Annotated in this window: 25 protein-coding genes and 5 tRNA genes; 13 read left to right on the top strand and 17 right to left on the bottom strand. The window is 32.7% G+C overall.

What is annotated here, in order from left to right; genetic code table 11:
• Positions 1-17: 17 nt before the first annotated feature.
• From WN975_RS14260 to WN975_RS14245, 4 genes are all read right to left on the bottom strand, one after another.
• Positions 18-977, bottom strand: coding sequence for an ion channel (locus WN975_RS14260; protein ID WP_337967115.1), 960 nt, complete (start codon positions 975-977; stop codon positions 18-20).
• A 134-nt stretch (positions 978-1,111) separates the two neighbouring features.
• Positions 1,112-1,612: a hypothetical protein gene (locus tag WN975_RS14255; protein WP_337967114.1), complete on the bottom strand. Its 501-nt coding sequence runs from the start codon at positions 1,610-1,612 to the stop codon at positions 1,112-1,114.
• Positions 1,613-1,787: 175 nt separating this feature from the next.
• Positions 1,788-2,942, bottom strand: coding sequence for an acyltransferase (locus tag WN975_RS14250; protein WP_337967113.1), 1,155 nt, complete (start codon positions 2,940-2,942; stop codon positions 1,788-1,790).
• A 101-nt stretch (positions 2,943-3,043) separates the two neighbouring features.
• A complete protein-coding gene (locus tag WN975_RS14245) occupies positions 3,044-3,949 on the bottom strand; it encodes a LytTR family DNA-binding domain-containing protein (protein WP_337967112.1) in 906 nt (301 codons plus the stop codon).
• 146 nt (positions 3,950-4,095) lie between these two features.
• On the opposite strand from WN975_RS14245, the gene WN975_RS14240 reads away from it, so the two are divergent.
• Positions 4,096-4,644 (top strand): hypothetical protein, encoded by a 549-nt coding sequence (locus tag WN975_RS14240; RefSeq protein ID WP_337967111.1) that lies wholly within the window; start codon positions 4,096-4,098, stop codon positions 4,642-4,644.
• 160 nt (positions 4,645-4,804) lie between these two features.
• Here WN975_RS14240 and WN975_RS14235 read toward each other — a convergent pair.
• The 7 genes from WN975_RS14235 to WN975_RS14205 form a co-directional block, all read right to left on the bottom strand.
• A tRNA-Lys gene (locus tag WN975_RS14235) sits at positions 4,805-4,877 on the bottom strand.
• Between the two features lie 43 nt (positions 4,878-4,920).
• A tRNA-Lys gene (locus WN975_RS14230) sits at positions 4,921-4,993 on the bottom strand.
• A 260-nt stretch (positions 4,994-5,253) separates the two neighbouring features.
• The gene (locus WN975_RS14225) at positions 5,254-6,072 is read right to left on the bottom strand and encodes a hypothetical protein (RefSeq protein ID WP_337967110.1); all 819 of its coding nucleotides are present in this window, start codon (positions 6,070-6,072) and stop codon (positions 5,254-5,256) included.
• A gap of 660 nt (positions 6,073-6,732) precedes the next feature.
• Positions 6,733-7,674, bottom strand: coding sequence for an AraC family transcriptional regulator (locus tag WN975_RS14220; RefSeq protein WP_337967109.1), 942 nt, complete (start codon positions 7,672-7,674; stop codon positions 6,733-6,735).
• A 271-nt stretch (positions 7,675-7,945) separates the two neighbouring features.
• Positions 7,946-8,028: transfer RNA gene (locus WN975_RS14215), tRNA-Leu, on the bottom strand.
• A 42-nt stretch (positions 8,029-8,070) separates the two neighbouring features.
• Positions 8,071-8,143: transfer RNA gene (locus WN975_RS14210), tRNA-Lys, on the bottom strand.
• Positions 8,144-8,183: 40 nt separating this feature from the next.
• Positions 8,184-8,256: transfer RNA gene (locus tag WN975_RS14205), tRNA-Lys, on the bottom strand.
• A 127-nt stretch (positions 8,257-8,383) separates the two neighbouring features.
• On the opposite strand from WN975_RS14205, the gene WN975_RS14200 reads away from it, so the two are divergent.
• Positions 8,384-8,902 (top strand): shikimate kinase, encoded by a 519-nt coding sequence (locus WN975_RS14200; RefSeq protein ID WP_337967108.1) that lies wholly within the window; start codon positions 8,384-8,386, stop codon positions 8,900-8,902.
• Here the strand turns inward: WN975_RS14200 and WN975_RS14195 are convergent.
• Positions 8,894-9,394, bottom strand: coding sequence for a phosphoribosyltransferase domain-containing protein (locus tag WN975_RS14195; protein WP_337967107.1), 501 nt, complete (start codon positions 9,392-9,394; stop codon positions 8,894-8,896). The genes WN975_RS14200 and WN975_RS14195 overlap by 9 nt on opposite strands.
• A gap of 116 nt (positions 9,395-9,510) precedes the next feature.
• Complete coding sequence (locus tag WN975_RS14190; RefSeq protein WP_099709257.1) at positions 9,511-9,900, bottom strand: S4 domain-containing protein; 390 nt, start codon at positions 9,898-9,900, stop codon at positions 9,511-9,513.
• 79 nt (positions 9,901-9,979) lie between these two features.
• Here WN975_RS14190 and WN975_RS14185 point away from each other — a divergent pair, with 79 nt between their 5' ends.
• A complete protein-coding gene (locus WN975_RS14185; protein WP_337967106.1) occupies positions 9,980-11,131 on the top strand; it encodes an FKBP-type peptidyl-prolyl cis-trans isomerase in 1,152 nt (383 codons plus the stop codon).
• A 204-nt stretch (positions 11,132-11,335) separates the two neighbouring features.
• Here WN975_RS14185 and WN975_RS14180 read toward each other — a convergent pair whose 3' ends face one another.
• From WN975_RS14180 to WN975_RS14165, 4 genes are all read right to left on the bottom strand, one after another.
• Positions 11,336-12,289 carry a transketolase C-terminal domain-containing protein gene (locus WN975_RS14180; protein WP_337967105.1) on the bottom strand — a complete coding sequence of 318 codons (954 nt, stop codon included), beginning with the start codon at positions 12,287-12,289 and terminating at the stop codon, positions 11,336-11,338.
• Between the two features lie 77 nt (positions 12,290-12,366).
• On the bottom strand, positions 12,367-13,215 hold the full coding sequence (locus WN975_RS14175; protein WP_099709254.1) for a transketolase: 849 nt from the start codon (positions 13,213-13,215) through the stop codon (positions 12,367-12,369).
• A 240-nt stretch (positions 13,216-13,455) separates the two neighbouring features.
• Positions 13,456-13,755, bottom strand: a complete 300-nt coding sequence (locus WN975_RS14170) for a hypothetical protein (RefSeq protein WP_337967104.1) — start codon at positions 13,753-13,755, stop codon at positions 13,456-13,458.
• Positions 13,756-13,918: 163 nt separating this feature from the next.
• On the bottom strand, positions 13,919-14,779 hold the full coding sequence (locus WN975_RS14165; protein ID WP_337967103.1) for a polysaccharide deacetylase family protein: 861 nt from the start codon (positions 14,777-14,779) through the stop codon (positions 13,919-13,921).
• Between the two features lie 333 nt (positions 14,780-15,112).
• On the opposite strand from WN975_RS14165, the gene tgt reads away from it, so the two are divergent.
• The 10 genes from tgt (at position 15,113) to WN975_RS14115 (ending at position 25,623) form a co-directional block, all read left to right on the top strand.
• Positions 15,113-16,243 carry a tRNA guanosine(34) transglycosylase Tgt gene (tgt, locus tag WN975_RS14160; protein WP_337967102.1) on the top strand — a complete coding sequence of 377 codons (1,131 nt, stop codon included), beginning with the start codon at positions 15,113-15,115 and terminating at the stop codon, positions 16,241-16,243.
• Between the two features lie 88 nt (positions 16,244-16,331).
• Positions 16,332-17,420, top strand: a complete 1,089-nt coding sequence (locus tag WN975_RS14155) for an LptF/LptG family permease (RefSeq protein ID WP_337967101.1) — start codon at positions 16,332-16,334, stop codon at positions 17,418-17,420.
• Positions 17,407-18,294, top strand: coding sequence for a DMT family transporter (locus WN975_RS14150; protein WP_337967100.1), 888 nt, complete (start codon positions 17,407-17,409; stop codon positions 18,292-18,294). The genes WN975_RS14155 and WN975_RS14150 overlap by 14 nt, the downstream gene beginning before the upstream one ends.
• A 111-nt stretch (positions 18,295-18,405) precedes the next feature.
• Complete coding sequence (locus WN975_RS14145) at positions 18,406-19,359, top strand: acetyl-CoA carboxylase carboxyltransferase subunit alpha (protein ID WP_337967099.1); 954 nt, start codon at positions 18,406-18,408, stop codon at positions 19,357-19,359.
• Between the two features lie 140 nt (positions 19,360-19,499).
• Positions 19,500-21,044 carry a replicative DNA helicase gene (gene dnaB, locus WN975_RS14140; protein WP_337967098.1) on the top strand — a complete coding sequence of 515 codons (1,545 nt, stop codon included), beginning with the start codon at positions 19,500-19,502 and terminating at the stop codon, positions 21,042-21,044.
• Between the two features lie 136 nt (positions 21,045-21,180).
• Complete coding sequence (locus WN975_RS14135; protein WP_337967097.1) at positions 21,181-21,564, top strand: hypothetical protein; 384 nt, start codon at positions 21,181-21,183, stop codon at positions 21,562-21,564.
• A gap of 652 nt (positions 21,565-22,216) precedes the next feature.
• Entirely contained in the window at positions 22,217-22,978 is a 762-nt protein-coding gene (locus WN975_RS14130; protein WP_337967096.1) for a hypothetical protein, read from the top strand.
• A 126-nt stretch (positions 22,979-23,104) separates the two neighbouring features.
• On the top strand, positions 23,105-23,866 hold the full coding sequence (locus WN975_RS14125) for a hypothetical protein (protein ID WP_337967095.1): 762 nt from the start codon (positions 23,105-23,107) through the stop codon (positions 23,864-23,866).
• Between the two features lie 127 nt (positions 23,867-23,993).
• Positions 23,994-24,755 carry a hypothetical protein gene (locus WN975_RS14120; RefSeq protein ID WP_337967094.1) on the top strand — a complete coding sequence of 254 codons (762 nt, stop codon included), beginning with the start codon at positions 23,994-23,996 and terminating at the stop codon, positions 24,753-24,755.
• A 127-nt stretch (positions 24,756-24,882) separates the two neighbouring features.
• Positions 24,883-25,623 carry a hypothetical protein gene (locus WN975_RS14115; protein WP_337967093.1) on the top strand — a complete coding sequence of 247 codons (741 nt, stop codon included), beginning with the start codon at positions 24,883-24,885 and terminating at the stop codon, positions 25,621-25,623.
• The last annotated feature ends 25 nt before the right edge of the window (positions 25,624-25,648 follow it).

Raw genomic sequence — 25,648 nt, 5'->3', positions numbered from 1 at the left:
ATTAAAATGATGGATTATTAGAGGTTTACCATCTCATATTGATTCAGTTTATCTAAATGCAGAATGGTTTTGGTATTGTCACTGCTTCTGTTGTACATGGTTTCGAATTTTGCTCCATAAATTATTTCCTCAAAAGTATAGGAAGTTCGGGCTGCAACGGTATTACTGAACATATCATCAAAAGTGGTTATGAAAACTAATATTTCTCCATGTGTTTTTTTGAAATCTTCTTCTGTGAAATTGTATAAAGGGCTGTTTTCTGTTATAGGATGCACTAAAGTCCAGCTTAATGAAAGAGCATTTATCTGATCAAGTTCCAGTTCTAAATTGTAGAATTTATTTGTTTTCTGATCGTTTTCTTCAAAACTTAATCCTAAAGTAACTTTTGCTTTAGCATCTGTAAAATTGGTGTTTTTAAAAGGAACAACACGAATCATTAATCCTTTGTTTTTCCCGTAAGGTGAAATTAAGGCGTGATGCGAAAATTTTAAAAATGCTGTTGGTTTGCTAAATCTTCCAAAGAATAAACCTGTTGCAATGGCAAAACTTAAGAGTCCAATTAAGGCTTCGGCAGCAGAAAGCGCACTCGTTAAAAATCCGGTTGGACTTATATGTCCATAACCAACTGTGGTAAAGGTTTGTGCACTAAAAAAATAAGCTTGTCCAAATTGCGTCAATATACTTTGCGATTGTGCAATTCCGTCAAGATGCTGGATTCCGATTGCGTAATAGATAATTGCAAAAACAAAGTTGATTGCGATATAAAAGGTAAACAAGATGAGCATGAATTTCCAGTTTGGCATATCGATCATGGTGTGATACCAACTGATTCGGCGGAGTAAATGCATTCCGCTTTTTTCGATATTTGGAGTTCCGTTTTTGTTTACAAATCGTCCTCCGTAACTGCCGGCATTGGTTCCAAAACCTGAATTTTTATCTGCTTCGACGCGATGGTTTATTTTTTTTAGAAGTGCCATTATGGTTTGGTTTAAAGAGCAAATGTAAGGATATCTTTAATATGAAATTAAGATGTTCCCGGAATCAAAAAAGCAATCTGAAAAATTATATTTTACAGATTGCTTTTCTAGTAATGCTTTAATCGATTTTGTTTTTATCTACAAAAAGTAGCTTTGTTTTTGATGGCGCTTTGGCTTCCTAATTCGATTGCTTTTGAGAAGTCTTTGCAGGCATTCTTTTTGTCTCCACTTTTATTGTAGGCTAAACCTCTTAAGTTATAAGCGATATAGTCTTTTGGATTTAATCCAAGAGAAGCGGTGCAATCTTCTATTGTTTCTTTAAAATTTAGTAATTTGTAGTTTACATTGGCGCGACCTGTAAAAGCATCAGCATTCATGTCGTCTAATTCGATCGTTTTGTCAAAATCGGCAAGAGCACCTTTTAGATCGTTGAGTTTTACTTTTGCAACACCGCGATTTTGATAAGCTTCTACAAATTTAGAATTCATGCCAATGGCTTTCGTATAATCTGCGATTGCGCCTTTTGTGTTTCCGGCTTCGGCCTTTTTCATGGCTTTGTCAAAATAAGCCGTTGCAGATTGTGCCCATGTTGAGCAACTGATAAGAATAAATAATAGGGGTAATAATTTTTTCATAAACCAATTTGGGATTAGGTTAGTAGGTCGATTAATTCTGAAACGAATTTAAGAAAGATTTATTTTGTAAGAGAAGTTCTTTTGTGAAATAACGATTATTTTTTTTGCCGAAATAGACTTTGATAAATTAAGGTATTCGAAATTAAACTCTTAACGTAGTTTGAAAATATTATGACTAAATAATTTTCTTAACTCCCGGGATTAGCAGGATAATTGAACCAAGTATAAAGCTTCCTAAAACTATTATTGGTGCTGCAACAAGGAGTTTTATTGCGGGATCAACAGCCCAGTTTCTTATTGATAAAGTGAATCCGACAATTACTAATGGATGGAAAATGTAAACTGCAAAACTACAGCGGGATAATTTACTAAGTAGTTTAGAGGAAGTATTCCAGCTATTTTTTCCTTTAATTAATAAAGCTGTTAGTATAGAAATTCCAATCCATTGCTCCCAAACGGCATATAGTAAAGCTTGCCAATGAAAACCGCCGGAAAACCAGGATGAATCACAGTTTAGTTTAAATTTAATAATAAGAAATACTGGAAAAAATAATAAACAGATTAATGCCGATATTTTAAGTTGTCGGCATGTTTTATTAGAAAGCTGCTCAAACCAATTGTTTTTGGCTGCTAATAATCCAATAATAAAAAGGGCGATATATTGCGGGAAATGCCCAAGTTGAAATCCAATTGGTTTAAGAACCCATCCGACAGGAAATTGTATTCTGACCAAGAAGCTAATAACTCCTAATATTAGTGCAAACAATAATATGGTTCTTGAATTTGGTATTGCCAAAGATTTTCTGAAGCTGATGTTAAAAACTTTTTTTACTCCGACATAGATTAAAGAAAAAAGTAATAATGCAGCCAGAAACCATGTAACTCCCAAATCAATCCAACTGTCGTATCCGTTTAAATATTTAAAATAACTTATATGTTGCTCTTTGGCGAAATAGTAAACAAGATAAGAGATGAATGGCGAAAGAATAAAGCAGTTGAATAAAATAGGAATTCCTAGTCTAACAAGGCGATCTTTGGTGAATTTTGAAGCTCCTTTTCTGGAGTAAGAAGAACTGGTAAAGTAGGCTGCAAGCATAAAAAAATACCCCATAAAGAAGGATTGATTAATACTTATAAACATTGTCATAGGAATTCGAGCCCCTAAAAAGCTAGTTTGTTCGGTATAATACCAACCTTCAGAAGTGCTGTAAGCGATAAAAGTGTGATGAAGAACTACCAAGATTGTTAATAGAACTTTGATATTGTCTATATAAGATAGTTTGTTTGAAGGATTAAAATCTGAATTTGTGCTCGCAATTGTGGTTGACATAATAAATTGGTTTATTGTTATTGATGGCAAACCTACAACAGGAAAATGCAGTAATAATAAGGCTTGTTACTGGTAACTAGCTTTTGTGACGAGCAACAAGCTTAGGCAATATATTTACTTTGAAGTTCTTGGTAACGACTGTCGAAACTGTCGATTTGTTTTCGGGAAACCGGAATTTTTATATCTGTTTCATGAAACGATAATAGATAGCCTTGAGAGTTTCCGGACATTTTTTCAATCTTAAACATGTTTACTAAATAAGTTCTATGACATCTAAAAAAATGTGGGTAGTCTATTATTTGAGCTTCAAATTGCGTTAAGGAAATTCTTTTTACTTCTGTAGTAATTTTATTTTCGTTTGATTTTGTTAACTCGATATAATTGCCATCCGCTTTTGCGAAAAGTAACTGATCAATATCTAAGCTGAAATCATCTTGCTTTACATGTGTATTAATAAAAATTGTAGATTCTAAGGTTGTTTTTGTAGGTTCAATTGCTAATGGAGTAAACTGAAGAACAAATGGAGATCCGTTTTTTGATTCGAAATAAAAACTTGATAATCGTAGAAAAAAGTAGAAAAAAGTGCCTGCAACAAGACAATTTCTAATTTCTTCAAAAAAATAATTCCATGACCAATTGTTTGGATTGTTATAAAGTAAATCCCGCATCAAAAAGCTTGTTGTGCCCATTAATATTAGTATTATTCCAATTTGGATATATTCTTTGAGTAAAGTCCATTTAATTTGATCTTTTGCTTTTTTGGAGTAGTTTAATATTCCGAAATAAGTAAATAGAATTAGTGCCGGAGCTACGGCATGAAAAAAACAAATGAGTAAGTAATGCATTTTGAGTTCCGGATCGTAAACTCCAAATGGCTTGAATAATAAAAGAAATGCTAAAATGATAAGAAATACAGTAACTGAACTTTTGACTAGATTTTGAGATTGATATCTTTTGGGATATTCAATTTCTTTTGTCAAATGTGCTGTGTTGATGTAAAATCTCATGATTAAAACTTATTTGGGATTAAAAATAAGAAAATTTGAAGATTCTAAGCAAAGTTTGAATTTTTATAATTCCATTGTAATTTTTCGTTTAAAAAATAGTTTTATATTGGTTATTGCAATCGAACATCTAATAATTGAATGAGTAAATGAAAAAAATCAATTATCCTCTTCTTCGACTCTTAATCTGTATTTTATTTATGGGATGTGTTAATGATCGAAGAGAATCTAAAGAAATTTACAATCAAAAGGCAAACGAAATTATTATTCAAACACTAAAAGATAATAATTGTAATTGTTTGCTGGAAATTCCAAAAGAATCATTGATCGAATTAATGACTTTAGAAAATCCTCGCTACGATATTCGAAGTTCTGTAATGAAACAGTTAAAAACCAGGAATAGTTCAAATCTCGATAGCTTAGTTAATGTTTCAAAAGGGTTTAGTTTAAATCTGACGGCATTAAAGAAGAATAATATTAAAATTATTACTCAAGAAAGTCTGTTATCTATAAAAAAGGATAGTGGGAATGAGATTTTAAAAACCTGTCCGAATGGAATAATTTATTTTAGTAAACCAATTTTCAATAAAACATATCAGAAAGCTGTACTTGATTATGGTTCTGTATTTACTTGTATTAAAACACTTCCGTTGCCGGTTTATGAATTTAAAAACAAGAAGTGGAATCTTGTTGAATGAAAAAAAATAAGTATTTAAAATATTTTTTGTTTTAGCCATAATAATTGAATTTGAATCCAAATGCCATTACGGGTATTACTGTGAGTTGGTAAATCTATTGTTCTTCGGGTGGGGCTTAAAATGCAAAAAGGTCATTCGCATTGACGAACAACCTTTTGTGTGACCCGACTGGGGCTCGAACCCAGGACCCCATCATTAAAAGTGATGTGCTCTACCAACTGAGCTATCGAGTCATTGCTATCAAGGAAAGTGTTTTTTGTTTAATCACAAATTTTGTGACCCGACTGGGGCTCGAACCCAGGACCCCATCATTAAAAGTGATGTGCTCTACCAACTGAGCTATCGAGTCATAATTCTTTCCTTGAACGCGGGTGCAAATATAGGGAGTTATTTTTGATATAACAATACCTTATTTTAAGATTAATTTAATAATGAATTAATATGCTGAAATGGAGGTTATAAGCATGTGAGATAGCATTCATAATGTAAAATCTGAATCTTTTGCTTGCAGTTTTCCATGTTTTAAACAACTTGAAAGAGGTTTGAAAAGAAAAGATATTTAATTTTTAAGGTTTTTTATAGGCTTCAAATAGATTTAATCTACATTTTTTAATTGTGTAACTGATTTTTGAGAGCGTAGAGTTTAATTCTAAGATTTTTTAACATTTGAGGATCGGAAACTTTCCCTTTGACTCTGTCTAAAAAAATGGGTTTTCCGATAGTCATTTTCAAATCATGTCCTTGTTTGTTAAAGAGTTCTGAGATCAGTTTTGAAGTTTGTAATATCGGATGAATTGATTTTAACATGCTGAAAAATAAACCATTATTTCCATGAAAATATATTGGCAAAATAGGAACGTCTGCTTTGCACATAATTTTCCCCACCACAGGATGCCATTCGGGATCTGTGATTTTATTCGTTTTAAAATTAAAAGAAGATACTTCTCCGGCAGGAAATATTGCAACAGGAACACCTTCTGATAAAACTTTAAGTGTCATTTTTAACCCTGTAATACTCGCAGAATTCTGCACATTTTCGAATGGATTTACGGCAATAATACATTTTTCAAGATTTGGAATTTCCTTTAATAGAAAATTCCCCATGTACATTGTATCAGGACGTATTTTTGCAATGGTATTTAATAATGCTAATGATTCGATGCCTCCATAAGGATGGTTTGCAACAACGATAAAAGCTCCTTCGCGAGGAATATTTAGTAATTCGGCGGAATCAAATTGAACATTTACGCCAATTTTCTTTAAAGCATAACTAGCAAAATCTGCACCTTCAAGATTGCCTCCTTCTTTTACCATCTCATTTAAATTGTTAATTTTCATTACTTTCATTAAATAAGAGGATAATCCAGGAATTGGAATTTTAGAAAGTCCGGCAGCTTCAGAAAATTTTTCTTTGGATATCAATGTCATATATTATAGCTATTAAGGTTGAATGCGAAAACTAATAAAAACCTAAAAGGAATAGAATTAGTAATGGATAATGTTTATTTGTTAAGTTTTGTTGTTATAATTTTATGACTTGAAGTAAGAATTTTGAAGAGGAGAGATCGTAAATCACCTACATATTCTTATGCAATCGAGGGTAAAGATACTCGGATTTTATATGTGAAAATTGAATATGTGAATAAAAGCAACTATGAAAGGTAAGCGGATACTTTTTCTTAACGTTGTCTTTGTATTTTCTTTATAAATTGAATAAATTTAATTGAAAATGAAGCTAATAAGGGGTTTGTGAAAATTTGTAAATGATAAGGGGATTTTTGAATCATAAAAAAAGCCCGAGAATCTGTATTCTCAGGCTTTTTGTTTTTTTATTGTGACCTTGACGGGCAGAATTGGAATCAATTGTTGGAAGATATAAGGATTTTAAATGATGTTTTATTTAATGACTTATATTATATTTCAGTAAGATCTTGTTTCGAATACTCTTATATGATCTTTTTAGAAATAGTTGATTTTAAAATTAAATTGCAAACCATTATCTGTAAAAGAAAATGAGATAATAAATGACAGTTTCATTCGATTTGAATTTAGTTAGTTTTTATTTTTGCGTTACACTTTTTAGAATTATCACAGTAATTTTATGGGTATATAAATGTCTATAATGTGATGTTTTTCGGGATGTAATTTGGGGTCGTTTAAATGACTTAAAAAGAAATTTCTATTATCAGGCTGATAACCGTTTTCTTCAAACCATACTTCGTAAATGTAGTTCCATGTTTTAAAACATTCAGACATTGGCGCTTCTTTGTGGAAAACAGCATATAATCCACCACTTATTATGGTGCTGCCAATTATCCCTTCTCCAATTATATTGTCAGGAACAGATAAGCATACATCTGCTTGAAGCATTCCGGATAAATTAGCATTGCTTCTATAAACGGTTAATGCTTTAGTTTCGGGAAAATTAACTAAATTTCTGGGAGTAGCCCAGCTAAAAAGCTGCTTAAACATTTCGCTAAATGTTTCGCTATCATGATTGTGGATGTTTAGATTTCGAATATAAATAACATTAAATTCCTCCAGTTTTTTGATTTCAAAATCAAGTTTTACTATTTCACTCATTTCAATTTTTTTTAAATTATTTAATTTGAGTGCAAGGTAGTTTTCGATTTCGGACTGCATTTTTCCAATATTGCTATCTGTTATACCAATATTGCTATTTTTATATTGTCTTCTCCATTCGCTTGGCGTAAGTTGTTTTGCTTCACGAAAACTTCTTGAAAATGATGAAATACTCAAGAAGCCACAATCAGCGGCAATTTCACTAATTGTTTTTGAAGGATTGTTCATTAAGAAAAATAGGGATCTTTCAATCTTTGCATTTTTAATAAACTCATTGATTGTTGTTCCTGTTACGGACTTAAAAATTCTATGGAAATGAAATTTTGAGAAATTAGAAAGAACGGCTAGTTTCTCTAAAGAAAGTTCTTCATGAAGGTTTTCTTTAATATAATCTATGCTTTTATTGATTCTAAAGTAATACTCTTTAATAGATTCTTCCTTTGTCATGATTATGATCTCTAGCGTCTTTTTGTTTAAATATTATTTGAATGTGCAAATTAATATTGAAGACAAAGTTAAGAATGTATTATAGAAACTCTTATTTTAAAGTCGTCTTTTAAAGCGAGATTTTATGTCTGTAAATTAAAAATCTATGATGGAATTCGAGCTAAAATTACTTGTAAATAGGGATCTTTTAAAAATAGACAAATGGTAATCAAACTTTCGAATCATAAAAAAAAACCTGAGAATATAGATTCTCAGGCTTTTTGCTTTTTTGTGACCACGGTGGGATTTGAACCCACACGCCCTTACGAGCACCACCCCCTCAAGATGGCAAGTCTACCGTTTCTCCACGTGGCCTTAAATAAAAAAAGGTCATTCGCCATGGCGAACAACCTTTAGTGACCCGACTGGGGCTCGAACCCAGGACCCCATCATTAAAAGTGATGTGCTCTACCGACTGAGCTATCGAGTCATTGCTATCAAGAAAAGTATTTGTTAAATCACAAAATTTGTGACCCGACTGGGGCTCGAACCCAGGACCCCATCATTAAAAGTGATGTGCTCTACCAACTGAGCTATCGAGTCATATTCTTTCCTTGAATGCGGGTGCAAATATAAGGAGTTATTTTTGATATTTGCAAGCAATTTTGTTTTAAATTTGTGTTTTTTTAATCAAAATTTACAACGCCTTAATTTATAGGTTCTTATTAAAATGAAAAAGATTATATTATTAGGATATATGGGGTGCGGAAAGTCAACCATCGCTCAAAATCTTTCAAAATCTACAAATATTCCGTTTCTGGATTTAGATAAATGTATCGAAAAAAGAGAAAATTTATCAATAAATGAGATTTTCGAACAACATGGAGAGATATATTTTCGAAAATTAGAGCATAAAATGTTTTTGGAATTACTTCAATCTTCAGAAAATAGTATAATTGGTCTTGGTGGAGGAACGCCATGTTATGCCAATAATCATGAATTATTAAAAAGTGATGATGTTACTTCTGTATATTTAAAGGCTTCGATAGAGACTTTATATAATAGATTGGTGCATAACAAGAGTAAGCGTCCGCTAATTGCTGATATGAATGAAGAGGAAATGAAAGAGTTTATCGCAAAACATTTGTTCGACAGAAGCTTTTATTACAATCATGCGCAACATAAAGTTACAGTCGATAATAAAACTGTCGAAGAAACTGTCGATGATATTTTAGAGATCTTAGCTTAAGAAGGCATAATCATCGCCATTCTCGTCAAAAACAACCTGAACATGCTCAAGTAGAGATGTAGATAATGAAATACCCTTAAAATCGGCTTTTACAGGGTATTTTTTATGGTTTCTATCAACAAGCACTGCTGTTTTGAATTTCTTAAGCGGAACGTCTAAGAAATGACGAACAGCATAAATCAAGGTTGTGCCTGAATTTAAGACATCATCAACAAGAACCAATCCTTTGTTTTCATACTCTGAAGCTGTCAAAGATGTTTGTATTGGTAATTGCGGATTTTGTTTATCCACTTTAACTTCACAAAGTGATACCTTAAGTGTTGAGATGTTGCTTAATGCTGTAGCAATTTTTTGGGCAAAAACAGATCCATTAGAAGCGATTCCGGCGATCACAATTTCTTCTTCGTCTACAAACGTTTCGTAAATTTGGTATGCAATACGTTTTATTTTGTGTTCGATTTCCTGATTGGTTAAAATGATGTTTTTGCTCATGATTTATTTTTTTGCTAAAGTACAAATTTAGGATTTCAAATTCCAATTTCCAATGTTGAGGTTGTGGGAATTTGGAATTTGAGTAATATTCTTTTTAGGATTTAAAAAATTAGAAATTATTCCGTTTCGTCCTCGTCGAAAATTTCGTTACCATATTCGTCAATATCTCTTCGGTCTTTTTTGGTAGGTCTTCCGGTTCCGCTTTTGCGATAATGCTCTTTAGAAAGTTTTAATAGTTCTAAATGTGCATATGCTTCGGCAGGCGTTTCATTTTTTCTATATATATCAACAAGTTTTGCTCCAACACGACTTTCAGGAATATCGAGTACAGTAATAATTTGTGTAATCTGGTCTTTTCTAAAAGTAATTTTATCCGTTGGGAAAACTTCTTTAGAAGGCTTGGCAACCTGCCCATTTACAGTAATATGGTTTTTTTTGCACGCTTCAGTTACCATGTTTCTAGTCTTGTAATAGCGCACGCACCATAAGTATTTGTCTATTCTCATAATTTTTCTAAAATCAAAGTTAAATTCTTTACAAAAATAAATCAATATTGTATCTTGCGCACTTAAAAAATTAACAATAATGAATAAATTTAAATATTATTTTATTTTATTGCTTGCGGGTATTTCTTTGGTTTCTTGCTCTAAAAAAGATGATGATAATACGGAGACAGTTCCTTTAAGAGATTATGGTACTCAGTATAAAGCTGATAATGATTCTATTGAAAAGTATTTAAAGACCCATTATATTAAAGAAGTCACTGCTAATTTTGATATTACTATTGAAAAAATTCCAGCTAATGGAACGCAGATTTCTATTAAGGACCAAAAGGATTATTTATTAACAACTAGGCCTGTTTACAGTCGCGGTGTTAATTATAATGTTTATTATTTAATTTTAAATGAGGGAAAAGGGAAATCGCCATGTAATACTGATCGTGTAAATGCGGCATATGTGGGGAGTTTGTTAGATGGGACTGTTTTTGATACTTCTTATGATATAGGAAGAAGTTTTGAATTATACGTTTATGTAAATAATCCTGTTATAGACGGTTGGGGAGAAATTTTTCCACAATTTAAAACTGGTACTTCAACGACTTCTGATAACGGTACGGTGACTTATAAAGATTTTGGTGCTGGTGTTATGTTTTTGCCATCAGGTTTAGGATATTTTGGAAGCCCTCAAACAAATATACCGGCTTATTCTCCTTTAGTGTTTAGTTTTAAATTATTTGATCTTCAAAGATTGGATCATGAATTTACTGTTTCAAATGGTAGCGCGCTGACAGTTGGAGACGGTGTTCCTGATTATTTAGAAGATCTTAATCATGATGGTTATCTTTATGATTTGAGAGATACAGCAAGATTTCCAAGTCCTCCTGATAGTTATAAACAAGATTATGATACAGATGGTGATGGAATTCCTGATTACTTGGATTTAGATGATGATGGTGATGGATATTCAACAAGATTTGAAATTACAAAACCAATTGGTGCTCCAGTTACCGGAACGAGTTTAGTTTATCCTTGGGATCCAACTTTAGATAATCCGGCAACACCAAATGTAAATGAGTCTGAAACTTTTGGTATTCCTAGAAGACCTACAGGTGAACTTACAGATCCTAATAAAGCAGAATCTATTGATAATCCAAGAAAATTTGTAGATGATGATTATAAAGTTAATCCAAGAGTAAGAATTCATTTGGATAAAACATATCCTTATCAAAAGAAATAAATCTTACGTTTAGTATAGAAAAAACCTCGAAATCACTTTCGAGGTTTTTTTATGTCTAAAAATTAAAAAGTCGGCTTTTTATTTGATTAAAGATGTTTCCTTTTGTGTTGAGGTTTTAATTCTTTAGAAGGTCAGTTGTGGTAATAAAAAAAACCTCGAAAATCGCTTTTCGAGGTTTTGTATAAAGTAAGAAAATCTTAAAAATTATTTTCTTTTGATAACTCTTTCTACAGCTTCAACAATTGCTTGATTGTTTAATTTGTATTTATCCATTAATTGCTCTGGAGTTCCAGATTCACCAAAACTATCGTTTACAGCAACAAACTCTTGAGGAGCTGGAGTATTTAAAGCTAATACTCTTGAAATGCTTTCTCCAAGACCTCCAAGAATATTGTGTTCTTCTGCAGTTACAACACATTTAGTTTTAGCCAATGATTTTAGAATAGCTTCTTCGTCAAGTGGTTTAATAGTATGAATGTTGATTACTTCAGCAGAAATTCCTTTTGCCTCTAATGCTTCAGCAGCAATAAGAGCTTCCCAAACTAAGTGACCTGTAGCTACAATTGTAACATCAGATCCTTCGTTTAATAAAATTGCTTTTCCAATTACGAAAGGCTCGTCAGCAGGAGTGAAGTTAGGTACAACCGGACGTCCAAAACGTAAATAAGCAGGACCATGGTGATCTGCTAATGCTAAAGTTGCAGCTTTAGTTTGGTTGTAATCACAAGTGTTGATTACAGTCATTCCCGGCAACATTTTCATTAATCCAATATCTTCTAAGATTTGGTGTGTAGCTCCATCTTCACCAAGTGTTAAACCAGCGTGAGAAGCACATATTTTTACGTTTTTATCAGAATAAGCAACTGATTGACGAATTTGATCATAAACTCTTCCTGTAGAAAAGTTAGCGAAAGTTCCTGTAAAAGGAATTTTTCCTCCGATAGTTAAACCTGCAGCAATACCAATCATGTTAGCTTCTGCGATTCCAATTTGGAAAAAACGCTCTGGGTGATTTTTCTTGAAATCATCAAATTTTAATGATCCAATTAAATCAGCACAAAGTGCAACTACATTTTCATTTTTTTGACCTAATTCAGTCATTCCCGCTCCAAAACCCGAACGAGTATCTTTACTTCCTGTATTTTCGTATTTTTTCATTGTTTATTTTTTGAGATGCTGAGGTTCTAAGTGGCTAAGTTTCTAAGTTGAAAACTGACACTGAGACTGAGCGCTTTTTAATAGTCTGCTAAAGTTGAGATGTTTTGAGCTAAAGCACTTGCCAACTGGTCGTTGTTTGGTGCTTTACCATGCCAAGCATGAGTGTGCATCATGAAATCTACACCATTACCCATTTCAGTATGTAGTAAAATACAAACTGGTTTACCTTTACCTGTTCTTGATTTTGCATCATTTAAACCTGCAAGAATAGCATCGATATTGTTACCTTCTTTAATTTCAAGAACGTCCCAGTCAAAAGCTTCAAATTTAGCACGGATACTTCCCATTGGTAAAACTTCGTCAGTTGTACCGTCGATTTGTTTTCCGTTAAGGTCAATAGTCGAGATAATATTGTCTACTTTTTTTGCAGAAGCATACATGATAGCTTCCCAGTTTTGACCTTCTTGTAATTCACCGTCTCCGTGTAAACTATAAATGATATGATTATCTCCATTTAATTTTTTAGCCTGAGCTGCTCCAAGAGCTACAGATAAACCTTGTCCTAATGAACCAGAAGCAATACGAACTCCAGGTAATCCTTCATGAGTTGTTGGATGTCCTTGTAAACGTGAGTTTAATAATCTGAAAGTTGCAAGTTCTGAAACAGGGAAATAACCACTACGTGCTAATACGCTATAAAATACAGGAGAAATATGTCCGTTTGAAAGGAAGAAAAGATCTTCTCCAATTCCGTTCATATCAAAACCTTCTTTACGCTCCATAATATTTTGGTATAGAGTTACCAAAAATTCAGTACAACCTAGTGAACCACCTGGGTGACCTGAGTTGACAGCATGTACCATTCGAAGAATATCTCTTCTTACTTGGATAGTTAAATCGCTTAATTGTTGTGTGTTAGGCTTCATTTTATATGTAAAAGTTAAACTGACGCAAAAGTAATCGTTATTTTGCGGGGAGACAAATGATTTTTCGCTTTAGTTTGGCGTATTTGTTAAATTGCGGCGGTTTTTTTTCGGATATCCAAAAAAAATGGATATTGACTTTGATTATTTGAACGTAGTATCTTTATTGTACTCTATTTTTGATGATTATTTAAAATAAAAAAGACCCAATTGGGACTTTGATTTTTAATTGTTTTGAAAAGATTATTCTGTGTCGCCTTCACTATAGAAGTTATTTTCTTCGTCTTCGGAACCAATTTCTTCTTCCTCGTCATCAAGTTCAGAACCCGGAATGTCTAAATCATTTCCAAGTTTATCGCTGTTTTGTTTCCATTCATGATCTTTAGGAATGATGGTTTCGTCAGTTGAAATTTCTTCGAGATCAATGTTTTCCTGTTTGTTTTCGTGATTGTAAATATCTTCGCTTGCCGGATAATCTAAATTTTCCAGATTTCTTTCGATTTGATCTTCTTTTATAGGATTGTTGTCTTCTGAATTTATCATGATTTCTACTTTTTTAATTGGATATTAAAGTTATGAAATTATCGAATTCAGAATGTTATAGATTTAATTTACAAAGTTTTAGTATTCACATTCTAAAAAAGTGATTTATGAAGTTTCAATTTTCAGTTTTTCTGAATCATTATCTCATTTTCTAATTGACAAATTATCTAATTCCCTGAATTTCTCTCCATGTTATTAATTGAATATTATTTTTCTGAAGTTGTAATTTACATTCTTCACTTGTAAAAAAATCGAAATCAATCTGGCGCCATTCTGAACCAAAATTTGGATGATTTATAGTTATTCCCTGCGTTTCAAAATCATCGAATGCGGGATGAAGCAAAAAGACGTTGAATCCTGGTTTTGTGTTTTCTAAAGCTTTTTTGTATGAATCTTTTAGTTCTCCTTTTTCGAAATCGCTGAAATATCCAATTAGAAGATTGTCGGCTACAAGTGTGTTTTCGAAATCATATTTTTCGTCAGATAAACTAATAGATTCTACAAATTGTTTGTTTATGAAAACTGGCAGATTATAGGTTTTTCCGAGTTCTTTGTATATTTCTAAAATTTCTGGAGTAACGCCAACGCTGCACATATGCGAATCCAAATGTGTAGGTTGGATTCCGAATTGTAATGCTTTTTCGATTTGCGCTGTAAGTTCTTTTTTTATTTCGGATGGTTTTGCGTTGTTTTTAAAATCTGCTCGGGTTTTATAAAAATAACCGTTTTTGTCGACTAAACTTGAAACTTCGGTAATTGGAAGAATTGGTCCAAATTTATAATTTTCCCATTCACAAGTTAGCGTTAGATGGATTCCGCAATCATAATTTGGATTGTTTTTGGCGAATGTTGCCATTTCAAAAAACCATGCGCACGGAACCATTATACTATAGGAGTTTACAGATCCGTTTTGGAGCGCTTTTATTGTAGCTTGATTTTCGGAATGTGATAATCCGGCATCGTCGGCATGAATGATTAATAGTTTGGTGTTTTCTGGATATCCAAGTTTTTGAGCTAAGTTCATTTTATTTTGTTTGTGTTATTGGCACGCGGGCTTCGACTTCGCTCAGCCTGACAATAACGTTTATTCAAATTTAGAAATTTCTCTTGGAACTGTCACGTCTTTTTTTGCGTTAGGGATAGAAGCGGATAGCCCACAGCCTGACGAAGGAAGTGCGAGGACTTGCAGCGGATAGCCCGTTCGCCGCGGCGAAAACGCCCAAATTATTAAATTTCAAATTCTAACCTTAGTTTTATGGCTGTAATAGTGTTTCATTATCTAATTATCTCATTGTCGAATTATCTAATTTATTTTCCCTGAAATTAGCTTATCTTTGCCGACTGAAAAAAGAAACAGATGAAGTTTGATTTATTACAAAAAGATCCGCAATCTAAAGCTAGAGCGGGAAGTATTACTACAGATCACGGCGTAATCGAAACGCCTATTTTTATGCCTGTTGGAACGGTTGCTTCTGTAAAAGGTGTTCACCAACGTGAGCTAAAGCAAGATATTAATCCGGATATTATTCTGGGAAATACATACCATTTATATTTACGTCCGCAGACTGAAATTCTTGAAAAAGCCGGTGGATTGCATAAATTCATGAATTGGGATCGTAATATTTTGACTGATTCTGGTGGTTATCAGGTTTATTCTCTTTCGAATAATAGAAAAATTAAGGAGGAAGGAGTGAAGTTTAAATCTCATATTGATGGTTCATATCACTTTTTTTCACCAGAAAGTGTAATGGAAATTCAGCGTACGATTGGAGCTGATATTATCATGGCTTTTGATGAATGTACGCCTTATCCTTGTGATTACAGATACGCACAACGCTCGATGCATATGACTCACCGTTGGTTGGATCGTTGCATCAATCATTTGGACAAAGTGCCTTATAAATATGGATATGAGCAAACGTTTTTCCCGATTGTTCAGGGAAGTACTTATAAAGATTTGCGTCAACAATCAGCTGAATATATTGCAAATTCAGGACAACAAGGTAACGCTATTGGTGGTTTGTCTGTAGGGGAACCTGCTGAAGAAATGTATGCAATGACTGAGGTTGTTTGCGAAATTTTGCCGGAAGATAAACCAAGATATTTAATGGGTGTTGGAACTCCTATTAATATTTTGGAAAATATTGCGTTAGGTATTGATATGTTCGATTGTGTTATGCCAACTCGTAATGCCAGAAATGGTATGTTGTTTACGGCAAACGGAACAATTAATATCAAGAATAAAAAGTGGGAAGCTGATTTTTCTCCAATTGACGAAATGGGACATACTTTTGTAGATACTGAATATACAAAAGCTTATTTGCGTCATTTATTTGCTGCTAATGAATATTTAGGAAAACAAATTGCTACGATTCATAACCTTGGTTTTTATATGTGGTTGGTTCGTGAAGCCAGAAAACATATCTTAGCAGGAGATTTTAGACCATGGAAAGAAATGATGGTTAAAAATATGAGTCAAAGACTTTAAAATATAGTTTCAAGTTTGAGGTTTTAAGTTTCAAGTTCGCTGCAGAACCTGAAACTTGAAACCTGAAACAAAACAAACAAAAAAATATATGCTGACGATAATAGATAAGTATATTTTAAAAAGATATTTAGCGACTTTTTCGGTAATGATATTATTATTTATTCCAATTGGGATTGTAATTGATGTCTCTGAGAAGGTTAATAAAATGCTGGAAAATAAGATTCCGTTTACTGAAATCGCAATCTATTATTACAACTTTACGATTTATTTTGCGAATTCATTATTCCCAATTTTTCTGTTTTTATCAGTAATTTGGTTTACCTCAAAACTGGCAAATAACACGGAGATTATTGCAATTTTGAGTTCTGGAATTTCTTTTACACGTTTCTTAAGGCCGTACATTATTGGTGCTTCTATCGTATCAGTTTTTGTGCTTTTGATGGGATTTTTTATTGTTCCTGCTGCCAGCGAAGGCTTTAATAATTTTAGATATACGTATCTAAAAGGTGGTGGAAAAGCAGAGATGATGGGGAATAATACAAATGTGTACAGACAAATTAATGATAACGATTTTATTTTTGTAAATAGTTTTAACGAAGAGTCTAAAACTGCTTTTAATTTTTCGTTAGAGCATTTTGAAAAAGATCAATTGACGTATAAAATTACGGCAAGTCGTATTAAATGGGATCCGAAAGCTAAAACATATATTCTGTACGATTATACAAAAAGAACGTTAGGGGATTTGAATGATGTAATTGAAAAGGTACCGGAAAAAAAGGTGTCTTTTAAATTTGAATTAGCAGATCTAACTCCTGTAGTTTATATTGCAGAAACGCTTCCGCTTGGAAAATTAATTGATTTTATTGAAAAAGAAAGAAAAAGAGGTTCCGGAAATATTAATACTTATTTAGTTGTACTTTATAAGAAATATAGTGTGCCGGTTTCCGCTTTTATTTTGACTATTATTGCGGTGGCAGTTTCGTCGATGAAACGTCGTGGTGGTATGGGAACGAATCTGGCTATTGGAATTGCAATTGCGTTTTCTTTCGTATTCTTCGATAAAATATTCGGTACTCTTGCCGAAAAATCTACATTCTCACCTTTATTTGCCGTTTGGTTCCCGAATATAGTTTTTGGAATTCTGGCGGTTTACTTACTACGCAATGCGAAACGATAATTTAAAAAGTTATTTAAATCTACATTTAATTGTTTTTATCTGGGGTTTTACAGCCATTTTGGGCGCTTTAATTACAATTGATGCCGAAAATTTGGTTTGGTTCAGAATGCTTCTTGCAATGATTTTTTTAGGAGCCTTTATTGTCTATAAAAAACAATCTTTTCAAGTTCCGATAAAAGAACTCTTTAAACTGATTTTTGTTGGTTTGCTGATTGCCCTGCATTGGATATTCTTTTTTAAAGCAATTCATGTTTCTAATGTTTCAATTACGCTTTCGATATTTTCTTTGGGAGCATTTTTTGCTTCTTTATTAGAACCGCTTTTTTACGGAAGAAAAATATTATTTTATGAAGTTTTCTTTGGATTAATTATAATCGCCGGACTTACTTTGATTTTGCAAGTTGAAATTAAATATCTTACAGGTGTTTATTATGCATTGGCAGCTATTATTCTGGGGGTTTTATTTACCTTGATGAATGGGAAATTAATTTCAGATCATGAACCGTCTGTTATTACATTTTATGAGTTTGGTGCAGGAGTTTTCTTTATAACTATTTATTTTTTAGTTCAGGGAAAATTTAATGCCGATTTTTTTACAATGTCATTAAACAACTGGATTCTATTACTTGTTTTGGCATCTATTTGTACGGCTTATGCATTTACTGCTTCGGTAAAAGTGATGCAAAAATTAACGCCTTATACAGTGATGTTAACGACTAATTTAGAGCCTGTTTACGGAATTATTCTGGCTTATTTTATTCTTGGAGGAAAAGAAAAAATGAGCACGGAATTTTATATTGGCGCCCTTATAATTGTAATTACAGTTATCTTAAATGGCGTTTTTAAACATTATAAAAATAAGAAAGAACTGTAATAGTTTACTTATTTTTAAATCACAATTTGATACTTTACTAACAATTAACTGTGCCAATGATATAATATTTTTATATTTGCGGTTCGATTTACAAACAAAATTCAAAAATCCATGGAATATTTAGATTTTGAGCTTCCAATCAAAGAACTTGAAGAACAGTTAGAAAAGTGTGTTATTATTGGAAAAGAATCTGATGTTGATGTAACACCAACCTGCAAGGAAATCAACAAGAAATTAGTAGAAACTAAGAAAGAAATATACAAAAACCTTACGGCTTGGCAACGTGTTCAATTGTCAAGACATCCAAATAGACCTTATACTTTAGATTATATCAGAGCAATTTGCGGTGATACGTTTTTAGAACTTCACGGAGACAGAAGTTTTAAAGATGATAAAGCGATGGTTGGCGGACTTGGAAAAATAAACGGACAATCGTTTATGATCGTTGGTCAGCAAAAAGGTTTTAATACAAAAACACGTCAGTACCGTAACTTTGGTATGGCAAATCCTGAAGGATACCGTAAAGCTTTGCGTTTGATGAAAATGGCAGAGAAATTTGGTATTCCGGTTTTAACTTTGGTAGATACTCCGGGTGCATATCCAGGACTTGAAGCCGAAGAAAGAGGACAAGGAGAAGCTATTGCAAGAAACATTTTTGAAATGGTTCGTTTGCAAGTGCCAATTATTACAATCATTGTTGGAGAAGGTGCTTCTGGTGGAGCTTTGGGAATAGGTGTTGGAGATAAAGTTTATATGTTAGAGAATACTTGGTATTCTGTAATTTCTCCAGAATCTTGTTCTTCAATTTTATGGAAAAGCTGGGAGTATAAAGAACGTGCTGCCGATGCTTTGAAATTGACTTCATCTGATATGAAAAAACAGAAATTAGTTGATGATGTTATTCCGGAACCATTAGGAGGAGCGCACTATGATCGCGAAACTACTTTTAAAACAGTTGCCGAATACATTACCAAAGGATATAATGAATTGAAAGACTTATCAACAGCCGACTTAATTGCCCAAAGAATGGACAAATACAGTAATATGGGCGAGTATAAAGAGTAAATTCTTACAAGATTAATTAAAATCCGAAGCCTTACAGTTTCGGATTTTTTTTTGGTTATGAACAAAAAACACTTATTTATAAACAATTAATAGTTATAACTCGATAGCAATTTTTTTTTAAATTTTGTTACTTTCGCTATATGGAAAATTTCAAAAATGTAAACCCTGTAAAGGTAGATAAAACCACAATTATCAGCTTAGAAAAAGGAAAGTTACCGCCGCAAGTACTTGAATTAGAGGAGGCAGTTCTTGGTGCGATGATGATTGATAAAAAAGGGGTAGATGATGTAATTGATATTTTACAGGCTGATGCTTTTTATAAAGATTCACATAAATTTATTTTTGAAGCAATCGTCCAGCTTTTTACCGAAACACAGCCAATCGACTTACTGACCGTTTCGACCCAATTGAAGAAAAATGGAAAACTGGAATTGGCCGGTGGAGATTTTTATTTAATTCAGCTTACGCAAAAAATTGCCTCTTCGGCGCATATCGAATTTCACTCTCGTATTATTCTTCAGAAATTCATTCAAAGAAGTTTAATCCGAATTTCGTCTGAAATTATTGAGGCGTCTTATGATGAAACTGCAGACGTATTTGATTTGCTGGATCAGGCCGAATCAAAATTATATGAAGTAACGCAAGGAAATATTAAACGTAGTTCTGAAACTGCTCAGAGTTTAGTACTTCAGGCTAAAAAGAAGATTGAAGAAATTGCCAAACAAGAAGGTTTAAGTGGTGTTGAAACTGGTTTTCATAATCTTGATAAACTGACTTCTGGATGGCAGCCCAGCGATTTAATTATTATCGCAGCAAGACCTGCGATGGGAAAAACAGCATTTGTACTTTCGATGGCAAGAAATATTGCTATTCAGTACGGGCACGGAGTAGCTTTATTCTCTCTGGAGATGGCTTCGGTTCAGTTAATCACGAGGCTTATTTCGTCAGAAACAGGATTGTCATCAGAGAAATTGCGTACGGGTAAATTAGAACCTCACGAATGGGAAATGTTGAGTACCAAAGTAAAAAACTTAGAAAAAGCGCCTTTGTTTATTGATGATACGCCGTCACTATCTATTTTCGATTTAAGAGCAAAATGTCGTCGTTTGGTGTCACAACATGGTATTAAAATTATTATCATCGATTATTTGCAGTTGATGACTGCCGGAGGAAATAATAAAGGAGGAGGAAATCGTGAGCAGGAGATTTCGACAATTTCCCGAAACTTAAAGGCTTTGGCAAAAGAGCTAAACGTTCCGGTAATTGCACTTTCGCAGTTATCGCGTGCTGTAGAGACTCGTGGATCCAGTAAGCGTCCGTTGCTATCGGATCTTCGTGAATCTGGGGCGATTGAGCAGGATGCTGATATTGTATCGTTTTTATATCGACCTGAATACTATAAAATTGAAGAATGGGATGATGATGAAGCATCGCCAACTACTGGTCAGGCCGAAATTATGATCGCGAAACACCGTAATGGTGGTATTGAAAACATTCGATTGAAATTTATAGGACACCTTGGAAAATTTGATAACCTTGATGATTTCTCAGGTGGTTATGATGATTTACCATCTAAAATGAATCATGACGAAAATCCGTTTATAACTAAAAATTTACCATCGGCAAATGAAGCATTTGGAAGTAATCTGAATGATGATGATGACGATAGTGATGTTCCATTTTAACAAATTATTAAAAAGCCTTATTGTAAGGCTTTTTTTGTACGTAAATGTTAAAATTCTTGTTTAAATTCTGTAGTTTAGCAATTCGATTGCTTAAAACAGTCGTCTATTAACTTGTAACCAAAAACAAATTTATATTATGGCAGATGAAAACAGATTGAAAGAAGGGGATACTCAAATTCCTTTAGCAACAGCACAAGAATGGGTGAAAAATTGGAAATCCCCAAAAGAAGAAGAAGGTAGGGTAAAAGTAGATTCTTACTTAATTCCGGTACAAAATTTAGCACTTGTTTTAGCTCAGGGAATTGATGCAGCAAGAGCATATGTTGGAATTAACGATAAAGGACAACAAACTTTAATGATTGTAGGAACTAAATATGATGCTAAAACAGGTATTTATGTAGATATGATTCCTGGTAGCGGTGAAGAAGAAGTACTTTCTGCAATTCCTATCGCAATTTACGATTTTACAGAACCAAGTCCTCCAGGTAAAGCTGATCCAAAAAGTCCGATGAATATATAAATGCGGTCATTTTTTGTAGACGCGGGATATTTTCTTTTATTGATTAATTTCTTGTTATTTGCATTTGGCTTTTTTAAGAATGGAAAAGCTTATAAAATTTTTACTATTTATTTATTTGTGATAATTGGTGTTCAACTTAGCGCTTATATTTTTAAACAGCTTTACAGTAACAACCTCTTTTTATCGCATATTTACTTTATAGGACAGTTTATATTATTAAGCTTGTTTTATCTGGAATTAGTAAAGGACGAATTTCAAAAGAAAGCAATAAAGATAGGTTTTGTGTTAGTTTTATTGACTTTAGCGATTCAATATGGACTAAAAACCGAACTTTTTTTTAAGTTCAATTTATACGAAATCTTTATCACTTCGTTTTTGCTGATTATATACGCAACGTTTCATTTCTACAACATGTTAGATGATAAAAAAGAATTTTATTTTATTAACATGGGAGTTTTATTGTATCTCTTTGCAAGTACAATTTTATTTTTAGTTGGAAATTTAACGGTAAAATTCAGTGACAATTTCAATATGATAACATGGATGCTTAACGCAATTCTATATGTTGTTTATCAGCTGTTTGTGCTGTATGAATGGAAAGTGATATTTTTTAATAAAAAAGCGATTAATACTTAACTAATAATCATTATTGATGAAAAAAAGAAGTTTATTAGGCGTTGCTTTGGCAGTGCTTTTAATGTTCTCTTGTCAAAAAGAGAATTCGCAGGAAAATAGTTCTTTGGTTTCAAAAACCGAACAAGAGAATTGGCAAACCGCAAAGCTGGATGCTAAATTCGCAGCTTCTCAAAAACAAGTTACAGCATACTTATTTCCAACTGATGCAATGTCTAAATTGGTCGAAACACCAAATGTAGAATATGTACAGTTTGTTTTAGGTTACAGTGATAATACTTTACAAATCAAAGTTATTGGAGTTGATAAGACCGGAAAAGAATTTGCCAGTGTTGATTCTAAAATTCTTAACGAAACTTCTGATATCGATAAATTGTCTGCATTAAAAGCATCAAGCAGTAAAACAAGCAAAGGAAGTGCTCTTTTAAATGATCACTTAATTTCGTCTGATGTTGCTCTGGATGGAATCAATGCTTGGCAGAAAAAATTAAATACTGTGTCAGATTTAGACGAAGTGCTTTCTTATGAAGGACAACGTTTTAGATATTATACTGTGGAAGCTGCAATCGTTGCTGATATGGTAAAAGACAAAAACAGTGCAAACATTGGTTTGTTTTTAGGACTTAATCCAATAGGAAAAGTAACTACTATTTTGATAGGATTAGATAAAAACAATTCGATTAAAAAAACTTCTTTTACAGGTAAAACGGCAAGCGCCGAAGTATATGATGCGACACGACCTTGTCCTCCTTATGGAGATCCTGAACCTGCGAATCAATAATTAGAATCTTTTAAGATTACCACAATTAATAAATCTCTATTGGAATGAATGTTTTAATAGAGATTTTTTTTGAATATTTCAGTCTATGCTGAATTGCCTATTATGTTTAACCAATAATTACTAATAATGAAAAGAACCAGTTTATTAGGTGTTGCTTTGATAGCACTTTTAATGTTCTCTTGTCAAAAAGAGAACTCGCAAGAAAATAGTTCCTCAGTTTCAAAAGTGGAGCAGGAAAATTGGCAAACTGCAAAGTTGGATGCTAAATTTGCAGCTTCTCAAAAACAAGTTACAGCTTATTTATTTCCAACAGATGCAATGTCTAAATTGGTAGAAATACCAAATGTAGAATATGTTCAGTTTGTGTTAGGTTACAGCGATAATACTTTACAAATTAAAGTTATTGGAGTTGATAAAACCGGAAAAGAATTTGCAAGCGTTGATTCTGAAATTCTTAAAGATGCTTCTGATACAGATAAATTGTCGGCATTAAAAACATCAAGCGGTAAAACAAGCAAAGGAACAGTACTTTTAAATGAGCATTTGATTTCACCTGATGTTGCTTTGGATGCCATTAATACATGGCAAAAAAAGTTGTCTGCTGTTTCTGATTTAGACGAAATACTTTCTTATGAAGGTGCTCGTTTCAAACATTATACTTTAGAAGCTGCTATTGTTGCTGATATGTTGCAAAACAAAAACACAACAAATATTGGTTTATTTTTAGGACTTAATCCAGTAGGAAAAGTGACTACCTATTTGATAGGATTAGACAAAAACAATTCGATTAAAAAAACTTCTTTTGCTGGAAAAACTGCAGGTGCTTCAGATGTATATGATGGTTCTCGCCCTTGTCCTCCTTATGGAGATCCTGCTGAAACTGAATAATTAGATTTTCTTAAGATTAACCACAATTAATAAATCGCTATTGAAATGGATATTTTGATGGAGATTTATTTTGAATATTTCAGTGCAAGCTGAATCGTTTATTATGTTTAACCAATAATTACTAATAATGAAAAGAACCAGTTTATTAGGTGTTGCTTTGATAGCACTTTTAATGTTCTCTTGTCAAAAAGAGAACTCTCAAGAAAGTAGTTCCGCAGTTTCAAAAGTGGAGCAGGAAAATTGGCAAACTGCAAAGTTGGATGCTAAATTCGCAGCTTCTCAAAAACAAGTTACAGCTTATTTATTTCCAACTGATGCAATGTCTAAATTGGTAGAAACACCAAATGTAGAGTATGTTCAATTTGTGTTAGGTTACAGCGATAATACATTGCAAATCAAAGTTATTGGAGTTGATAAAACCGGAAAAGAATTTGCAAGCGTTGATTCTAAAATCCTTAGCGAAACTTCTGATACCGATAAATTGTCTGCATTAAAAGTATCCACTAGCAAAACAAGCAAAGGATCGACCCTTTTAAACAACCATTTAATTTTTCCTAATGTTGCTTTGGATGGTATTAATGCATGGCAGAAAAAATTGAGTACAGTTTCTAATTTAGACGAAGTACTTTCGTATGAAGGTGCTCGTTTTAAACATTATACTTTAGAAGCTGCGATTATTGCTGATATGTTGCAAAACAAAAACACGGCAAATATTGGTTTGTTTTTAGGACTTAATCCAGTTGGGAAAGTAACTACTTTTTTGATAGGGTTAAATAAAAACAATTCGATTAAAGAAGTTTCTTTTACAGGTAAAGAAGCAAGTTCTAATGAAGTATATGATGGGGCACGTCCTAGTCCTCCTTTTGTAGCTCCTCCTGAAACTGAATAATTAGAATTTCTTAAGATTAATCACAATTAATAAATGGCTATTGGAATGAATATTTCATAGAACTTTTATTTTGAATATTTCAGTGTAAACTGAATTGTCTATTATGTTTAACCAAAAATTACTAATCATGAAAAGAACCAGTTTATTAGGTGCTGCCTTGATAGCACTTTTAATGTTCTCTTGCCAAAAAGAGAATTCGCAAGAAAGTAGTTCCGCAGTTTCGAAAGTGGAACAGGAAAATTGGCAAACGGCAAAGTTAGATGCCAAATTCGCAACTTCCCAAAAACAAGTTACAGCTTATTTGTTTCCAACAGATGCAATGTCTAAATTGGTAGAAACACCAAATGTAGAATTTGTTCAGTTTGTTTTAGGTTATGGTGATAATACTTTACAAATTAAAGTTATTGGAGTTGATAATGCAGGAAAAGAACTTGCAAGCGTTGATTCTAAAATCCTTAGCGAAATTTCTGATATAGATAAATTATCTTCATTAAAAGTATCTACAAGCAAAACAATAAAAGAGACAACTCTTTTAAATGATCATTTAGTTTCGCCTGATGCTGCGTTGGATGGTATTAATGCATGGCAGAAAAAATTGACTACAGTTTCTGATTTAGACGAAGTACTTTCTTATAAAGGTGACCGTTTTAAACATTATACTTTAGAAGCTGCTATCGTTGCAGACATGCTTAAAAATAAAAAGAACGTAAATGTTGGTTTGTTTTTAGGACTTAATCCTGTTGGAAAAGTGACTACTTTTTTGATCGGTTTAGATAAAAACAATTCGATTAAAAACTCTTCTATTACAGGTAAAGAAGCTGATGCTGCTGATGTTTATGACGGAGCACGTCCTTCACCACCATATTAAATAATTAGAATATTTTAAGATTAAC

Source organism: uncultured Flavobacterium sp., assembly GCF_951805225.1.
GTDB lineage: Bacteria > Bacteroidota > Bacteroidia > Flavobacteriales > Flavobacteriaceae > Flavobacterium.
The sequence above is the reverse complement of the archived record's forward strand: the minus strand, read 5'-3'. Positions and strand labels throughout refer to the sequence as shown.

Excerpts from the sequence above, each read along its gene's own strand:
- WN975_RS14185 (WP_337967106.1), top strand. The coding sequence starts at position 9,980 with ATGAATAAATTTAAATATTATTTTATTTTATTGCTTGCGGGTATTTCT.
- WN975_RS14260 (WP_337967115.1), bottom strand. The coding sequence starts at position 977 with ATGGCACTTCTAAAAAAAATAAACCATCGCGTCGAAGCAGATAAAAAT.
- WN975_RS14240 (WP_337967111.1), top strand. The coding sequence starts at position 4,096 with ATGAAAAAAATCAATTATCCTCTTCTTCGACTCTTAATCTGTATTTTA.
- WN975_RS14115 (WP_337967093.1), top strand. The coding sequence starts at position 24,883 with ATGAAAAGAACCAGTTTATTAGGTGCTGCCTTGATAGCACTTTTAATG.
- WN975_RS14220 (WP_337967109.1), bottom strand. The coding sequence starts at position 7,674 with ATGACAAAGGAAGAATCTATTAAAGAGTATTACTTTAGAATCAATAAA.
- dnaB (WP_337967098.1), top strand. The coding sequence starts at position 19,500 with ATGGAAAATTTCAAAAATGTAAACCCTGTAAAGGTAGATAAAACCACA.
- WN975_RS14180 (WP_337967105.1), bottom strand. The coding sequence starts at position 12,289 with ATGAAAAAATACGAAAATACAGGAAGTAAAGATACTCGTTCGGGTTTT.
- WN975_RS14200 (WP_337967108.1), top strand. The coding sequence starts at position 8,384 with ATGAAAAAGATTATATTATTAGGATATATGGGGTGCGGAAAGTCAACC.
- WN975_RS14250 (WP_337967113.1), bottom strand. The coding sequence starts at position 2,942 with ATGTCAACCACAATTGCGAGCACAAATTCAGATTTTAATCCTTCAAAC.
- WN975_RS14125 (WP_337967095.1), top strand. The coding sequence starts at position 23,105 with ATGAAAAGAACCAGTTTATTAGGTGTTGCTTTGATAGCACTTTTAATG.
- WN975_RS14170 (WP_337967104.1), bottom strand. The coding sequence starts at position 13,755 with ATGATAAATTCAGAAGACAACAATCCTATAAAAGAAGATCAAATCGAA.
- WN975_RS14150 (WP_337967100.1), top strand. The coding sequence starts at position 17,407 with ATGCGAAACGATAATTTAAAAAGTTATTTAAATCTACATTTAATTGTT.
- WN975_RS14145 (WP_337967099.1), top strand. The coding sequence starts at position 18,406 with ATGGAATATTTAGATTTTGAGCTTCCAATCAAAGAACTTGAAGAACAG.
- WN975_RS14155 (WP_337967101.1), top strand. The coding sequence starts at position 16,332 with ATGCTGACGATAATAGATAAGTATATTTTAAAAAGATATTTAGCGACT.
- WN975_RS14165 (WP_337967103.1), bottom strand. The coding sequence starts at position 14,779 with ATGAACTTAGCTCAAAAACTTGGATATCCAGAAAACACCAAACTATTA.
- WN975_RS14255 (WP_337967114.1), bottom strand. The coding sequence starts at position 1,612 with ATGAAAAAATTATTACCCCTATTATTTATTCTTATCAGTTGCTCAACA.
- WN975_RS14225 (WP_337967110.1), bottom strand. The coding sequence starts at position 6,072 with ATGACATTGATATCCAAAGAAAAATTTTCTGAAGCTGCCGGACTTTCT.
- WN975_RS14120 (WP_337967094.1), top strand. The coding sequence starts at position 23,994 with ATGAAAAGAACCAGTTTATTAGGTGTTGCTTTGATAGCACTTTTAATG.
- WN975_RS14175 (WP_099709254.1), bottom strand. The coding sequence starts at position 13,215 with ATGAAGCCTAACACACAACAATTAAGCGATTTAACTATCCAAGTAAGA.
- WN975_RS14130 (WP_337967096.1), top strand. The coding sequence starts at position 22,217 with ATGAAAAAAAGAAGTTTATTAGGCGTTGCTTTGGCAGTGCTTTTAATG.
- WN975_RS14245 (WP_337967112.1), bottom strand. The coding sequence starts at position 3,949 with ATGAGATTTTACATCAACACAGCACATTTGACAAAAGAAATTGAATAT.
- WN975_RS14195 (WP_337967107.1), bottom strand. The coding sequence starts at position 9,394 with ATGAGCAAAAACATCATTTTAACCAATCAGGAAATCGAACACAAAATA.
- WN975_RS14135 (WP_337967097.1), top strand. The coding sequence starts at position 21,181 with ATGGCAGATGAAAACAGATTGAAAGAAGGGGATACTCAAATTCCTTTA.
- WN975_RS14190 (WP_099709257.1), bottom strand. The coding sequence starts at position 9,900 with ATGAGAATAGACAAATACTTATGGTGCGTGCGCTATTACAAGACTAGA.
- tgt (WP_337967102.1), top strand. The coding sequence starts at position 15,113 with ATGAAGTTTGATTTATTACAAAAAGATCCGCAATCTAAAGCTAGAGCG.